General features: G+C 42.0%; 11 protein-coding genes and 1 pseudogene. 5 read left to right on the forward strand and 7 right to left on the reverse strand.

Going from position 1 to position 16,648, the window contains the following annotated elements:
* From HMPREF0666_RS18650 to HMPREF0666_RS06510, 5 genes and pseudogenes are all read left to right on the forward strand, one after another.
* Positions 1-497, forward strand: a pseudogene (locus HMPREF0666_RS18650) (IS30 family transposase); the annotation flags it as partial.
* Positions 498-611: 114 nt separating this feature from the next.
* Entirely contained in the window at positions 612-3,458 is a 2,847-nt protein-coding gene (locus HMPREF0666_RS06495) for a putative LPS assembly protein LptD (protein ID WP_009011574.1), read from the forward strand.
* Between the two features lie 90 nt (positions 3,459-3,548).
* Positions 3,549-4,724 (forward strand): PLP-dependent aspartate aminotransferase family protein, encoded by a 1,176-nt coding sequence (locus tag HMPREF0666_RS06500; RefSeq protein WP_009011575.1) that lies wholly within the window; start codon positions 3,549-3,551, stop codon positions 4,722-4,724.
* Positions 4,724-5,902: a MalY/PatB family protein gene (locus tag HMPREF0666_RS06505; protein ID WP_009011576.1), complete on the forward strand. Its 1,179-nt coding sequence runs from the start codon at positions 4,724-4,726 to the stop codon at positions 5,900-5,902. The genes HMPREF0666_RS06500 and HMPREF0666_RS06505 overlap by 1 nt, the downstream gene beginning before the upstream one ends.
* Positions 5,903-5,914: 12 nt before the next feature.
* Complete coding sequence (locus HMPREF0666_RS06510) at positions 5,915-6,430, forward strand: nitroreductase (protein WP_009011577.1); 516 nt, start codon at positions 5,915-5,917, stop codon at positions 6,428-6,430.
* A gap of 408 nt (positions 6,431-6,838) precedes the next feature.
* Here HMPREF0666_RS06510 and HMPREF0666_RS06515 read toward each other — a convergent pair whose 3' ends face one another.
* The 7 genes from HMPREF0666_RS06515 to HMPREF0666_RS06545 form a co-directional block, all read right to left on the reverse strand.
* The gene (locus tag HMPREF0666_RS06515) at positions 6,839-7,660 is read right to left on the reverse strand and encodes a zinc ribbon domain-containing protein (RefSeq protein WP_009011578.1); all 822 of its coding nucleotides are present in this window, start codon (positions 7,658-7,660) and stop codon (positions 6,839-6,841) included.
* 128 nt (positions 7,661-7,788) lie between these two features.
* Positions 7,789-8,604 (reverse strand): Nif3-like dinuclear metal center hexameric protein, encoded by an 816-nt coding sequence (locus HMPREF0666_RS06520; protein WP_009011579.1) that lies wholly within the window; start codon positions 8,602-8,604, stop codon positions 7,789-7,791.
* Between the two features lie 85 nt (positions 8,605-8,689).
* Entirely contained in the window at positions 8,690-9,598 is a 909-nt protein-coding gene (locus tag HMPREF0666_RS06525) for a hypothetical protein (protein ID WP_232214073.1), read from the reverse strand.
* 143 nt (positions 9,599-9,741) lie between these two features.
* Positions 9,742-10,689, reverse strand: coding sequence for a DUF4595 domain-containing protein (locus HMPREF0666_RS06530; RefSeq protein ID WP_009011581.1), 948 nt, complete (start codon positions 10,687-10,689; stop codon positions 9,742-9,744).
* Positions 10,690-10,840: 151 nt separating this feature from the next.
* Complete coding sequence (locus HMPREF0666_RS06535; protein WP_009011582.1) at positions 10,841-13,111, reverse strand: cation:proton antiporter; 2,271 nt, start codon at positions 13,109-13,111, stop codon at positions 10,841-10,843.
* A gap of 217 nt (positions 13,112-13,328) precedes the next feature.
* A complete protein-coding gene (pepT, locus tag HMPREF0666_RS06540) occupies positions 13,329-14,552 on the reverse strand; it encodes a peptidase T (RefSeq protein WP_009011583.1) in 1,224 nt (407 codons plus the stop codon).
* Between the two features lie 408 nt (positions 14,553-14,960).
* Positions 14,961-16,160 carry a dicarboxylate/amino acid:cation symporter gene (locus tag HMPREF0666_RS06545; protein WP_009011585.1) on the reverse strand — a complete coding sequence of 400 codons (1,200 nt, stop codon included), beginning with the start codon at positions 16,158-16,160 and terminating at the stop codon, positions 14,961-14,963.
* Positions 16,161-16,648 lie beyond the last annotated feature (488 nt).

A 16,648-nucleotide genomic window follows, 5' to 3' on the forward strand; every position in this document is an offset into this window, starting at 1 on the left:
TCAGTGAGAGACCTACTGAAGCGTNACGGGCAAACGGCTTTGGGGACTTCGAGATGGACACGATTGTTGGAAGAGGAACCATGGTGCCATCGTAACACTGATAGAGCGTAGTACAAACATGTTGTTTATAGAGAAAACTTAAAGAAGGGGAAAAAATGCCAAAGAACTGGCACGAACTGTAATACACTTAACTATCTCCTTTCAAAGACCATATCAAGTCTATTACAACTGACAATGGTACAGAATTCGCTTGTCATGAAATGATAGCCAAAAGCCTTGGTGTTACCATATATTTTGCTGACCCATACGCTTCATGGCAGAAAGGCGCTATAGAAAATGCTAACGGACTAATTAGGCAATACGTGCCAAAAAAAGAAACCTTTGAGCATATCAGCCAGCAACAAATAACTAAGTATTCAAAGAAAATTAACATGAGGCCAAGAAAGAAATTAGATTTTAAAACACCACAGGACTGCTTTTACGAACTAATTAAGTAAATTTGCACTTGCTTGTTGAATTCACGTGTGTACGTACATTATTGTAAAAGTTAAAATAGCGTAATGGTAGTTCTATTCGGCATTATTTCAGTATTTTTGTACGTTATTTAGGCAATGAGAAATAAGAGCATTATATTCCTATTATCCTTTGTTGTTGTTTTTGCAATGGCAAGTGTCAACATGCCTGTGCCTCAAGGTAAGAAAACCAAGAAGGCTAAGGCAAGCACAGTTGTGGTTGATACATTACTGAAAGGACAAGGTTCAAAGGATAGTAAGGCGGTTGATAAGAATATTCCAGATACCACGAAGATGGATTCTCTTCAGTTGGCTATCTATCATCATAATAAGGCTATAGACGATTCTATTCGTGCTGATAGTGTGATGCGTGCACGTTCGAATGGAATTGATGCACCTGTTAAGTATTCAGCAGAAGACTCTATTGTGTATGATGCTGCGTCGGGTACTGCCTATCTCTATGGTAATTCGAAGGTTGATTATGAGAATATGAAGCTTGCGAGTGACAAGGTTCACATGAATCTTGATAATAGTACAGTACGTGCGACAGGTACTGCCGACTCTACTGCAGAGGGTGGTATTAAAGGAAAGCCAGTATTTACGATGGGTAAAGACGAGTATCAGAGTGATACAATGGCTTTCAATTTCAAGTCGAAAAAAGGCTTGATAAAAGGAATCTATACCGAGCAACAAGATGGATTCTTGAGTGGAGAAGTGGGGAAACGTGACTCTACTGGGGCTGTCTTCTTGCAGCATGGCCGTTATACTACCTGTGATAAACCCCATCCTGACTTCTATATCGCCCTTTCTCGTGCAAAGGTTCGTCCGGGCAAGGATGTTGTCTTCGGACCGGCTTATCTTGTAGTGGCCGATGTCCCTCTGCCTTTGGCTATCCCATACGGCTTCTTCCCGTTCTCAAAAAAGTATTCAAGCGGTTTTATCATGCCAAGTTATGGTGATGAAAGCGACCGTGGTTTCTATCTTCGTGATGGTGGTTACTACTTTGCTATTAGTGATAAATGGGACTTAAAGCTCATTGGAGAGATTTATACTAAGGGGTCATGGGGTGTGTCTGCAGCCAGCAACTACCGCAAGAGGTATAGATATTCGGGCTCATTCCTCTTTAGTTATCAGGATTCAAAGACTGGTGATAAGGGATTACCAGACTTTGCTGAGCAGGAGAGCTTTAAGATTCAGTGGAATCATCGCCAAGACCCAAAGGCTAATCCTTATAGTTCTTTGGCGGCAAGTGTAAACTTTGCGACATCAAGCTATGAACGTAACAACCTCAATAGTTTGTATAATCCGCAGACACTCACGCAGTCTACGAGAACTTCTTCCGTGAGTTGGAATACGAGCTTCTCAAGTATTGGACTCTCTCTGAGTGCTACTACGAACCTTGCACAGAACATGCGTACTTCTTCTATACAGATAACACTGCCAGACTTGAACATTAGCTTGAGCCGATTCTATCCTTTCAAGCGCAAGCATCTTGTAGGTAAGGAACGTTGGTATGAGAAGATTTCTATGAGCTATACGGGTCAGTTGGCTAATTCTATCTCAACGACAGAAGATAAAATCCTACACTCTAATCTGATTAAAGACTGGAAGAATGCTTTTCAGCATACAATCCCTGTACAGGCAAACTTCACCTTGTTTAATTATATCAATGTGACACCATCTTTCAATTTCACAGACCGTATGTATTCTAAGAAGGTGACACGTGGATGGGATAACACCCTTCAGAAAGAGGTGGTGAGAGATACTACCTATGGTTTCCATAATGTTTACAACTGGAGTATGAGCGTGGGTGCCAGTACAAAGGTGTATGGCTTCTGGACACCTAACAGGAAGCTGTTCGGTGATAAGATTCAGGCTATCCGTCATGTCATCACACCTCAGGTGACATTCTCATACGCTCCTAACTTTGCTGCACGCCGGTATGGCTACTATGATAGCTATCAGTACACAGATGCAAGTGGTAACGTGAAACTTGTTGAATACTCACCTTATCAAGATGAGCTTTATAGTGTGCCGGGTAAGTACAAGACTGAGATGATTAGTTGGGATGTTAGCAATAACATCGAAATGAAGGTTAAGAGTGATAAGGATACAACTGGTTATAAGAAGATAAGTATCATTGATGAGTTAGGGGCAAGTATGTCTTACAATGCGGCAGCTGACTATCATCGTTGGAGCGACCTTAGTATGCGTCTACGTTTGAAGTGGTGGAAGAACTATACATTCTCTATGAATGCACAGTTTGCCACCTATGCTTATGAACTTGACGCCAATGGTAAACCTTATGTAGGTAATCATACGGAGTGGGGGTATGGTCGTTTGCCTCGTTTTCAGGGTATGTCGCAGAACTTCTCATTCACTTTGAACCCAGAGAAGTTGAAGAAGTGGTTTGGACATAAGGATGAAAAAGATGATGACAAGGTATCAGCAGATAGCGACGGACCGGATACCGATATCGAGTCAAACATGGATGATGACCTTGAAAAGGGAAAGTATGCTGCTAAGAAGAAACGTGGTAATATTGCTGAGACGGACGATAACGGTTATATGAGATTTAATATGCCGTGGTCATTGACTATTGGTTATGGTATTACGATGCGTGAGAACACTGCGGGTAAGTTCAATACTAAGACGATGCGTTACCCTTATAAGTTCACACAGACGCTGAACCTCTCTGGTAACATTCGTATCAGTGATGGCTGGAATATTAACTTCTCAAGTGGTTACGACTTTGAAAACCATGCGATGAGTATGACAACAGCGAGTCTGTCACGCGACCTTCACTGTTTTAATATGAGTGCTTCTATCGTGTTAGCACCCTATACCTCTTACAACTTTACCTTCCGTTGTAATGCAGCAACACTGACGGATGCACTTAAGTATGATAAGCGAAGCGGTATTGTCAATGCTGTGCAGTGGTATTAAGTTGTGTGATGATAACTTCTATGGTGGATGTCTTTGCTATCTACCTTTGATACAGAACCCTCTATAAACAACACAAATAATTGATTGAATATGAAGAAACAGACACAAGCTATACATCTCCCTTATAAGCGTAGAGATGCTTACGACGCTTTAAGTATGCCTATCTATAACGCTGTTGCTTATGAGTTTGATAATGCGGAAGTGATGGCTGATGCCTTTTGCGGACGTATTGATGCGCCTGATTATTCACGTGTAGAGAACCCAACAGTAACTAACTTTGAACTACGGGTTAAGGCTTTGACAGGCGCAGAGCATGTGATTGCACTTAATTCGGGTATGGCTGCTATTAGTAACACTTTGTTTGCTATTGTCGAACAGGGGAAGAACGTGATTACTTCGCGTCATCTCTTCGGGAATACCTTCTCCTTACTTACATCAACACTAAGCCGCTTTGGCGTAGAGACAAAGCTATGTGACCTTACGAATGTAGACGCTGTTGAGAAGTTGGTGGATGATAATACGTGCTGTCTCTTCCTTGAAGTGATGACGAATCCACAGCTTGAAGTCGTCGATGTACGGGCTTTGACGGAGATGGCTCACCGACATGGTATTCCTGTTATTGCCGATACTACTATTATTCCTTTTACTCAGTTCTCTGCAAAGGACTTAGGTGTTGACGTTGAGGTTATCTCAAGTACAAAGTATATTAGTGGTGGGGCTACCTCTTTAGGTGGTCTGATTATTGATTATGGAAGATTTCCTTTCATTGGAAAACGACTCTTGAATGAGATGCTCTTCAACCTTGGTTCTTACATGACACCACAGGTTGCATATATGCAGACTTTGGGTTTGGAGACCTTAGATGCTCGCTATCGTGTACAAGCTGCTAATGCTTTAGCGTTAGCAAAACGGTTGTGTACGCTTAAGCCTATCTGTAATGTCAATTATGTTGGCTTGGAGGATAACCGTTATCATCAGCTCTCTCTACGTCAGTATGGTGAAACGGCTGGGGCGATGATAACGATTGACTTGGAGAGTCAGGAGGCTTGCTTCAAACTGTTGAATAACCTCAAACTCATTCATCGTGCAACTAATCTCTTTGATAATCGCACTTTAGCAATTCATCCAGCAAGTACTATCTTCGGACTCTTCTCGGCTGAGGAGCGTGCAGCAATGGATATCCTTGATACGACGATACGACTGAGTGTTGGCTTAGAGGATGTTGACGACCTATTCAATGATATAAAACAAGCTTTGGAAGCATAATGAAGACATATAACTTCGATGAGATAATTGATCGTTCGGGAAGTGGTGACTTGAAGCATGAGGCACTCCTTCCACGTTGGGGACGCAATGACTTATTACCCCTTTGGGTGGCTGACATGGATTTTGCCACACCTGATTTCGTTGTTGATGCACTTAAGGCTCGTCTCTCACATCCTATCTTTGGTTATACTATTGAGCCTGCTGACTATCGCCCAACAATTATTGATTGGAACGAATCACATCATTGTTGGAAGATAAAACCAGAGTGGATAAGTTTTATTCCAGGTATTGTTAAAGGCATTGGCTTCGTTGTGAATGTGTTTACAAAGCCAGGAGAGAAAGTTATCATACAGCCTCCTGTCTATCATCCGTTCCGTATGACGCCTGAAGATAACGGTCGTGAGGTTGTTTTCAACCCGCTTCGTCTGCGTGAGGATGGTTATTATGATATGGACTTTGATAACCTTTCGGAGGTATGTGATGATAAATGTCGTGTGTTGATACTCTCTAATCCACATAATCCTGCGGGAGTATGTTGGTCAAAAGAGACTTTGCAACGTTTAGCCGACTTCTGTTATGAACACAATATCATTGTCATTAGTGATGAGATACATAGTGATATGGCACTCTTCGGTAATCGTCATGTCCCGTTTGCGAGTGTGTCTGAACGTGCTGCTGACATAAGTATCACCTTTGCAGCACCGACTAAGACCTTCAATATGGCGGGTATTGTTAGTTCGTATGCCGTTATTTCTAATGATGACTTGCGTCAACGCTTCTATGGATGGCTAAAGGCTAATGAATTAGACGAGCCTACGATATTTGCTCCGATAGCTACTATAGCTGCTTATCAGAAAGGAGAAGAATGGCGTAAGCAGATGTTGGCTTATGTAGAAGATAATGTTCGTTTTGTGGAGGATTACTGTCGAGAGCGTATCCCTGGTATTCGTCCACTCCGTCCGCAAGCCAGTTTCCTCGTTTGGTTGAACTGTCGTGGACTTGAATTAAGCCATGACAAGCTGCTTGACCTTTTCATTGATAAGGCACATCTGGCCCTCAATGATGGTGAGATGTTTGGCCCTGGTGGGGAAGGCTTTATGCGATTGAATGTGGGTACACCACGTTCTGTACTTCGTCAGGCGTTGGAACAGTTGGCGAAAGCTGTAAATGAATTATAAAACAAAGATGTTATGGAAGCATTAGAAGCATTGTTAACACGTCGCAGTGTACGTTCTTATGAGGCACGTATGCCTGAGCAGGAGTTGATTGATAAGGTGATGGAGGCTGGTCTTTATGCTGCAAGTGGAAAGAATATGCAGACCGCTATCATCGTAGAAGTGACCAATAAGGAAGTACGCGACCGTTTGTCTGTGATAAATGCTGAGATAATGGGCGTAACGAGTGACCCTTTCTATGGTGCACCCGTTGTCCTTGCTGTGTTAGCAGATAAGAGTAGTCCTAACCATGTCTATGATGGTGCGTTGATGATGGGCAACCTTATGAACGCTGCCCATGCGGTAGGCTTAGGCAGTTGTTGGATTAATCGTGCCAAGGAAATGTTTGAACGTGAAGAAGGCAAGCAGATGCTGAGAGAGTGGGGAGTAGAAGGCGATTATGAAGGTATTGGTTTCTGTATTCTTGGCTATACTACGAAGGAGGGTAAGACGGCACCACGTAAGGCAAACCGTATCTTCTACGTGAGGTAAGAATTTGGCAGACTACTAATAAATTAATATTTCCGTAGAAGTTAATCGGCTGTGCCCTGCTATATATAATAAGGTGAAGCTGGATATTCTCTTACGTTTTCAACCTACGTGTTGAAGCCTCGCACAAGTCGTGTTTATGGTCAGCGACAGTGGTGTTGAGGATTGTATAGATTATGCCAGACTACTCGAAGCCTTACAGTATGTCGTCTTATTGGGTACGATTGTTTGTAAGTGTCCTCCAAGATGACAAGTTAGCCTGTTGTTTATTGAGCGGTTTAAGCAGAGTGATGATACAAAGTAGCCTCAATATATTTGAATAATTTGTGTTCATTCAAATATATTGAGGCTATTCTTTTCTATCTTTCAGAAGTAGAAAACGTTTGGTTCTCTATGGAAAGAAGGACTTAATTATTCTCCTTCCTCTTCCTTCTTCTTGCGAGTAGCTCTACGCTTCTTAGGCTTCTCCTCAGTCTTGTCAACCTTTACACCAGCCAACTCAGGATCGATGAGGATACGGCCACAGTACTCACAAACGATAATCTTCTTGTGCATCTTCACATCCAACTGGCGCTGAGGTGGTATCTTATTGAAACAACCACCGCAAGCATCACGCTGTACATAGACGATACCCAAACCATTACGAGCACCACGACGGATGCGCTTAAAGCTACGGAGCAATCCAGGCTCAATCTTTGTCTCTAATTCTGCAGCCTTCTCTTTCAAGAGACCTTCCTCTTCACGAGTCTCCTGCATAATCTCATCGAGCTCATTACGCTTCTCTTCTAAGGCATGCTGACGGTCTTCGAGCAGAGCACGGTTAGCCTCTAAGTCTCTTTGCTTCTCTTCAATCTTGTATTGAGCTTCCTTAATCTTCTTATTGCAAAGCTCAATCTCCAAGGTCTGGAACTCAATCTCCTTTGTCAGTGTATCGTATTCACGATTGTTTGCAACAGAGTCTAACTGCTTGTTATAGCGTTCCAAGCTTGCTTGAGCCTCAAGGATATTAGCCTTCTTCTGCGTTACTGCGCTCTGATAGTCCTTGATGTCTTGTTCTATCTTCTCAATGCGAATGTGCAAGCCTTCCAACTCGTCTTCCAAGTCACGTACCTCAAGTGGCAACTCACCACGCAAAGCTCGTTTCTCGTCGATTCCTGATAGGGTTGTCTGCAACTGGAAAAGGGCCTTCAATTTATCCTCTACTGATAACTCTTTTGGATCTTTCTTTGCCATAGTTCTTATGTATTATTTAATTCAAAATGCTATATTAATCATTCAAAATAGGATTGTCACTGTTCGCTGTTGACTCGTCAACGTCTTCACTATTAACTCGTCAACTCGTTAACTCATTAACGTGTTAACTAAAAATACCCGATAGGATTTGTGTTAATCTCAGACAGGTAACACTTCACTCCTGGGCATTCTTGTTCGATGATGTCACGTAACACCTCTGTCGTGAATTGTTCACTCTGATAATGACCAATGACACATATCTGTATTTCTTGCTCATGACCAAAGTACTCATGATAGCCCATCTCACCTGTCAGAAAGGCATCTGCGCCTGCTGCTATCGCATCTTTCAAGAGGAACGAACCAGACCCTCCACAGAGAGCAATGGTGTGTATCTCACGGCGGAGTAGTTCGTTGGTCTGAACACATTCTACATCAAACTTCTTCTTAAGTAACAGTATTAAGTCGTCTGCTGCTAATGGCTCCTCAAACTCACCAATGACACCATCACCACCTGTTACTGATTCGCCTGTCTGTGGGTCTACCACCTGTTTACTTCGACCAAAGAAACGTGGATTCTTAAGGCCTAACTTCTCTGCTATCTTGTAGTTGACACCACCCACAGCTGAGTCTAAGTTTGTGTGCATAGCAGCGATGACAATGTCGTTCTTAATTGCCTTTATCACTGTACGCTGCACATAGTCTGCATCTGTCACCTGTGCTAACTTACGGAAGATGAGTGGATGGTGTGCAACAATCAAGTTACACCCCCGACGGATAGCTTCGTCTACCACCTTCTCAGTCACGTCAAGACACAATAAAGCCCCTGATACTTCCGCCTCTGTCAATCCAACTTGTAGGCCAGCATTATCATAGCTCTCCTGCAAGGGCAAAGGCGCAAATCGTTCAAGGGCATCAATTACTTCCTTAATTTTCACGCTACGCATAAGTTTTAGAGTGCAAAGATAAGAAAATTATTCGATTTTCACAACCTTGTAGTCTAATTTCTTTTCATTCTCTTTCAAAGTAGAATTACTCTTGAATAATCAGATAACGCGATACGTTCCAGAACTTATCTGCATCGGTGATGGTGAGGGTTGTTGTTCCATCCTCATTCTCTGTGAGTGTGTAACTACCTTCTGGGTTCTGTGAAAGGAGCTTAGGATTAGATGAGCTTATTGTCAGTGTCTTCAGTGCCTTACTGTTAGCTTCTGTAAACAGTTCTTTTGTAACCTTGTTGTTATTCACTTTCTTTGAGAAAAGTGATGTTTTCAAAAGACCTTTCTCCTTTAGTGTTTCTTTGGTAGCAATGATATAGTAGACGCTGCCTGACTCTTTTTCTTCGTTGTTTCTTTGTTTTTCCTTAGTCTTCAACTGGGCATATTCACGTTCTAAAGCAGCCATATTGAACCTGTAACGCATTGCATCAACACTGTTAGCTTGGTTCATAACGATGTATTTAAGCTGGTCTACAGTGACATCCTTACGACTTGCAACCTGCTCTAATTGGGTTACACGGTCTCCTTTCTCCTTCAGCTGTGATGAAAGGAACTCTATCACTTTGTAGAGGTTGTCTATGGTGGGATTAGATGCTGATGGTGTATCCACCTTCTTAGCCTTCTCGCTTAGCAGTTTGTCAATCTGGCTCTGCTTTTCTTTGAGCAGTGCACCGAGTCCTCTTATCTGCTGAATAATCTTCGATTTCTTATCCGTATGCTCAGTAGTCTTGCAGAGCATAGCTTCCTGAGAAGAGATGGCATCAAGGTTAGCTGATATTTCGTCTATAGATGCTGTCAGCTGACTTATCGCCTCTGCCTCTCTGGATGGAGGTGTGACATTGATACGTTCTCTGACAGGAGCCGGACGCTTCACATCTTCACATGATGTGAAAGCTACAATACCTACAAATGCTATCAGAGCTGTTAATTTATTACGTTTCATCTGTATAATCATCGAATGACAATGCAAAGATACTCTAATTATATGAAGAAATGTTAGATTATGTATTAAAAATACTAATAAAAGGAGAAACAATAGGGTGCTTCTCCTTTAATTTCGTTATTTCTTTGATAAACAGACGAATATTATCTCACAATAACTTTATATGTCTTACCATTCGTTTCCTTGATAATATTCACACCATGTTGTATATTTTCAAGACGTTTACCAGATAGGTCATAAATCGTTCTTGTGCCTTCTTTCTGCTGCTTATAAACGCTAATACCTGTTGGATAGTCTTCTTCCCAAATAAACGTTGCTGTTACTCCTTCTTCTCCTGATTGTATGCCCTTTTCTACGACACCACTTGCATTCAGGTTATACGTAATTGTGAAATCATCATCACTTGTCCAGCCAAAATAGTGTTTATCTATCACCGTATAGCGCACAGCAGCCACTGGATGCTGGAATACTTTACCAAAGTATCCTGCTAAAAGTTGTCCGTATGGTGAGATTCCTTCATGATCGGCAATTGAAGTAATTGGATTAACAAATAGAGAAAGATATTTGTTGGTAATGCTTTTGTTGTATTCATAAGCTACCTGTCCTACTTTTTTGTTATCCCAAAAATGCTCTACGAGTGTAATATCTCCGTCTGTCCATGTTAATTTATACTCTGTTCCAGTACGTTCATTGTTTGTTATTACAATCTTTGTCAGTTCCCCAGCTGTATTATATGTGTAGTTATAGTCTGCCCAATATTCAGGCTCTCCTTCATACGGAATTAAGTTTATCTTTTCTGAAAGAACTCTATTATTCTGGAGAACAGTTGTTCGGATATTTTTATTTTTGATATTTTCATTCTCATAGAAAGTTTGAACTACTTTGTCATTACTATAAGTATACTTGCTACTACGTTTTAAGTCGTCGTCAGCAATATATTCAACAGACTCTATAAGTCTTCCTTTTTCATCATACTTTAATTCAAAGTAAGATTTGCCGTCGGTCATCTTCAACAATTTCTTATCGTTCTGTGCACTGATGGTCTGACCAAACACAATGAGGGTAATAAGGAATAAGTAGATTCTCTTCATATACAATATAATTAAAATTTATAAATAGTCATTCTTTTATCAACTGCAAAGTTAATAAAAAAACGTTAATCCAGTTTTGTTCTTTATAAAATTCAGGCTTATTAGTCCAATTACTTAATCGAGTAATGAGAGCTAATAAGCCTGAAGGGGTTTATCCTAATGCAAGGATACGTTCTAAGTCTTTTTCTTCACCTACTACCCATAGGACGTCACCTGCCTGCAGACAGCGGGAAGGAGTGATGAGTGTGAGGTTCTTCTGGCCTTCATCAACACCCACAACCATGCAGTTGTATTCATCACGAATACCGCTGTCTTTAAGGGTCTTTCCAATGAAAGGACTTGTTTTAGAGATAGTGAAACTGCGGAGTTTCATCTCATGTTTCTCTATGTCCGTAATCGTTGGCTGTAGTTCAGCCTTCATTGCTTTCGAAAGTTTTGTTAGCTGTTCGTCATCACCAATGGCTTGCAGTTTGTCGCCAGGGAAGAGAATCGTACCACCATTCGGAATATTGATACGTTGAGAACCACGAAGAATACTACTGATATGTACACCGAAACGGTTACGTAACTTTAGGCTATACAATGTCTTACCAGCCCATAGAGAATCGTCGGGCAGTTCAAGGTTGGCGATATGAATGTCTCGGTCTATCAAGTGGTCGGCAAAGAGTGGTTTCTTCTTTCCTTGTATCTGTGCCTCGATATCACGACTTCGGAGGTTCTGGATAAAGAGACGTTCCAACGTAATACTTCGTTTCTTGAGCCAACGAGATAGTAGCATCAATATCAATAAGCCCACCGCAACAGCAATCATCAATGCATTCTTAAAGCGTGTGAGATAGTTACATACGTAGAAGATGAAACTGAGTGCAATAAGTACACGTGCAAGGATGGTTGCTGTGAGAGGTAGACGGTTGATACGGCGGTCTGTCCATAGTTCTTTGAACGTCTCGGAATGGTTTTGTTTCATTACGATAGAACGTAGGAAAGGTGCGATGAAGAGGATCGTAAGAAATCCACACACCGCATTACCAATCCAGTGACTGCCAGTCCATTTTATGGATAAGTTTCTACAGATAGGTAGGGCAGCAGAGAACATGATAGCGATGACAGCTGCAGAGAGGATACCATAAATAAGGGTGTTGAATATCATCTTCTTCATTAGAACCTTCCATAGATTATTAGTCGACGCACTCTCTCCCGCACTATTTGTTTGGATATGGGTAAGACGACGCACCCATCTTTTTGGAAGATGCTTAACGAGGACATTATAGCATGGTTCTGCCGCACGAATCATATACGGAGTGAGGAAGGTTGTGATGACTGATACGGCTACGACAACGGGGTAGAGAAATTCGCTGATAACACCTAAGGACTTTCCTAATGTTGCAATAATAAAGGCAAACTCGCCAACTTGTGCCATTGAGAATCCACAGCGCATAGCATTCTTGAGGGTCTGTCCACCGAGAAGATAGCCTAAGGTTCCAAACAGCGCCTGTCCGACGAGGATTGTTATGACAAGTAAGAGAATTGGTATAGCATATTCTACAATAACGTCGGGCTTTACCAACATACCAACAGAGACGAAGAAAATCGCTCCAAAGAGATTCTTTACAGGATCTACAAGGCGGATGATTTTATCAGCCTCAACCGTCTCTGCTAAGATACTTCCCATGACGAAAGCACCAAAGGCTGCACTGAAACCTACCTGTGTTGATATAACAGCCATAAGACAACAGAAACCTAATGACACAATAAGCAAGGTCTCGCTGTTAAGGATTTTACGGACAGAACGAAGGAAGAGTGGAATGGCAAAAAGGCCGACAACAAACCATAAAACGAGGAAGAATCCAATCTTCATGATGCTTCCAAGAAGTTGTACACCGTCAGGACTGTTCCCACTTGCAACAGTACTGAGCATAACCATCATCACAATGGCAAGGATATCCTCTAAGATAAGTACGCTCATCACGGTAGAGGCGAAGCCTTGCTGTGTGAGTCCCATATCTGAGAAGGCTTTGTATATAATGGTTGTGGAACTCATTGCGACCATACCTCCGAGGAAGATACAGTCCATCTCTTTCCATCCGAAGCTGTGTCCTACAATGACACCTAAGAGCATCATACTGAAGATGATAGTACAGGCTGCGATGATGGGGGAAGCTCCCATCTTGAGAATCTTCTTAACAGAGAAGTCTAATCCCAATGAGAACAATAAGAAGATGACGCCAATATCCGCCCATGTTTGTATGTCGCCTTGGTCGACAACACTCATGGTATAAGGCATGTGAGGTGATACAAGAAAACCTGCTACAATGTATCCTAATACCAATGGTTGTTTGAGTTTCTTGAATAGAAGTGTTACAAATCCTGCTACAACGAGAATAAGAGCAAGGTCTTGGACCAATTCGGGTAGTTCTGACATAAATCTTTTATGGAGTTAGAGGAGTTAGTGGGGCATTGGAAATGATACCAATACCTTTTGTGAATGACTGTTGTATGTGTTGTTTGGGGATGGGGGAGAGCATATAGGTGAAAGTCTATAGTCAAAAGAAAAGGAGTTAAACCAACGTTAATATATAATCCATAAAAGTGTTGGTTTAACTCCAGTGTAAAGTCTTTAACTACTTACTTCCCTATTGTTAATCATTAAACTCAGCCGTTAGGCGGCAGATGTTAATGATAACCTGCATAGCTTTCTCCATTACCTGAACTGAAACAAATTCGTATGGACCATGGAAGTTTACGCCACCTGCAAAGATGTTTGGACAAGGAAGTCCCTTGAATGAGAGCTGTGCACCATCCGTACCACCACGAATAGGCTGTACCTTTGGAGCTACATTTGCCTGCTGCATAGCCTGAAGAACTAACTCAATAACATGCATGTTAGGATCAATCTTCTCCTTCATGTTATAGTATTGGTCGTTCATCTTCAGTTCAACAGTTCCTTCACCATACTTCTCATTCATCTTCTTCACGCAGTTCTCCATGAAACGCTTGCGGTCTTCGAAATGCTCACGGTCGTGGTCACGGATGATATAGCTGAGTTTAGCTTCTTCACAGCGACTCTCAATACCGATGAGGTGATAGAAACCTTGATAACCTTCAGTCTCTTCTGGAATCTCTGTTTCTGGAATCATGTTATTGAACTCACATGCTAAACGACTGGCGTTTACCATCTTCCCCTTAGCATAACCTGTATGAACGCTTACGCCATGGATAAACACCTTAGCACCAGCAGCATTGAAGTTCTCATATTCAAGTTCACCGAGGTCGCCACCATCAATGGTATAGCCCCATTCACATCCGAATTTCTCTACATCAAAATGATGCGCACCCATACCAATCTCTTCGTCTGGATTGAAAGCAATACGGATGTCGCCATGTTTTATCTCGTCGTGGTCACGAAGGAAACACATAGCCTGTACTATCTCAGATATACCTGCCTTGTCGTCAGCACCCAACAGTGTCGTACCGTCTGTTACGATGAGGTCTTCTCCCTTATGCTCTAAAAGTTCAGGGAACATGCGTGGAGAGCTGACCATGTTAGGGTTAAGTTGTATGTCACCACCGTCATAGTTTTCTACAACACGTGCTTTGATATTGGCGCCACTGGCGTCAAGTGCTGTATCATAGTGGGAGATGAAGCCGATTGTTGGTATTTTCTTCTTTGTGTTGGCAGGGAGGGTGGCATAGATGTACCCCATCTCGTCCATCTCAACATCTTTCATGCCTTCACGCTCAAGTTCCTCCTTGAGGTATTTCGCAAAGATCAGTTGCTTCGGTGTACTTGGCACTGTCTCTGAGTCCTCGGCTGACTGTGTGTCAAACTTGGTGTAGTTGATAAATCTTTCTACTATTTCCATGATGTTACTGATATTTAATTGTATGTCTTTTGCTGAGCCAGTACTGCTTAATTGCAGTCTGTCATTTGCAAAGATACTATTTAATTTTGATAATGCCTAATGATAGGACTTCTGTCGTTTCTTTTTAGTATTTCTTATGCTGATAAGGATATTACTACTTATTCTACATGTTTAGTTTTATTTTCGTTTGCTGTCATTTTAACATTTGGAGGGAACCTTCTGTAAACTAATTAGTTAAATGCTTGTTGTGAATGACAGATATGACAGCAACTTTTGTTTTGGTTGATATGCCTCGTTATCATACATGGGTCATTCCGATAAGAATAGGAGAAGCAACAGTACTTGTCGTCTCTCCTTATTCTTCAAACATTATGGTTAGATTTGTATCGTCTCCTACAGCATTACGTATTATGATATTTCACTTGAAAGGGTAGACATATCTTTCTTCTTTCCAAAGAACTTGTTGACGGCAAGAGCAATCGCTCCATCACCAGTCACGTTACAAGCAGTACCGAAACTATCCATTGCAATGTACAAAGCTATCATCAATGCTTGGGCCTCTTCATCAAAGCCTAAGATACTTGATAAAGGTGCTAAAGCCGCCATAATGGCTCCTCCTGGTACTCCTGGTGCTGCTACCATGATGATAGAAAGCATGAGGATAAAGTAGATGAAGAGTCCTGGGTCGTGGGGTAGGTCTGTCAGTAGACAGATGGCTAAGGCACAAGCTGTAATCTTCATCGCACTACCACTGAGGTGGATAGTGGCACAAAGCGGTACGACAAAGCCTGCTACTTCGTTGCTTACACCGTTCTTTTCTGTTTGCTTCAGTGTCACAGGGATGGTTGCTGCTGATGAGCTCGTTCCCAATGCAGTCAGATAAGCTGGTAGCATGTTCCATAGTAATCTGAAAGGGTTGCGCTTGACAATAGCACCCGCAATGCAGAACTCATAGACAAGGATGAGTACATGTAGTACGAGGATGACAATGATAATCTGTGAGAATACTATGAGTACTTGTCGCGCTTGCCCATTATGGGTCATACTAAGGAATACACCGAAGATATAAAGGGGTAGGAGAGGGATGATAGCCTTCTCTATCACTTTCTCTATAATGTTCTTAAACTCACTAAATAGGTTCTCCATTGTGCGCAAACCACCGTAGGCAATACCCAGTCCGACGATGAATGAGAACACCAAACTACTCATCACATCAACCATTGCAGGGATATTGATAGTAAAGTAAGGTGTTAGCTCTGTCGCCTTTTCTATCTGTGGTATGGCGCCTCCGGTAGAGGCTATCATAGAGGGGAATAGCCATGTTCCTGTTCCGTAGGACAGTCCACCTGCAACGATCGTGTCTACGTATGCGATAACTACTGTTGCCAGTAGAAGCTTACCAGCCCCTTTACCGATACCAGCAATAGCAGGTGTCACCAATCCGATGATAATCAGTGGTATCATAAAGCCAAGGAACTGACTGAAGATACTATTGAAAGTCAGAAACACTCTTACTGCTGGGGCTGGGAGATAATAGCCAAGGAATAATCCAAGCAGTATGGCGATGATAACACGTGGGAGTAGTCCAATTCTGATCTTCTTTTGCATACTATTTTCTTTTAGGATGAATAATCTATTTCTTAGTTAACTCGGTTGAACAAAAAAAGGATGAACAGTAAACAACCATACATCCTTCGTTACAATCTGTGTCCCCCATTAAGCGTCTTGTTCCTCTCTTAGTGACTCCGATGGGAGTTTTGTCTTCTCTTCTTAGTGCCTCCGTTGGGATTCAACCCCAAGCTCTTCTGAACATTTTTCTGGCCTCATTCGACTAAATGTCATTAGAGAGTTTACACTTTTAGTGCCTCCGTTGGGATTCAAACCCAAGACCTTCAGAACATTTTTCTGGCCTCATTCGGCTAAATGTCATAAAGGTGTCACTACGATTTAGTGCCTCCGTTGGGATTCAAACCCAAGACCTTCAGAACATTTTTCTGGCCTCATTCAGCTAAAATGTCATAAAGGTGTCACTACGATTTAGTGACTCCGTTGGGATTCAAACCCAAGACCTTCAGAACATTTTTTCTGGCCTCATT

Source organism: Prevotella sp. C561 (assembly GCF_000224595.1).
Lineage (GTDB): Bacteria > Bacteroidota > Bacteroidia > Bacteroidales > Bacteroidaceae > Prevotella > Prevotella jejuni.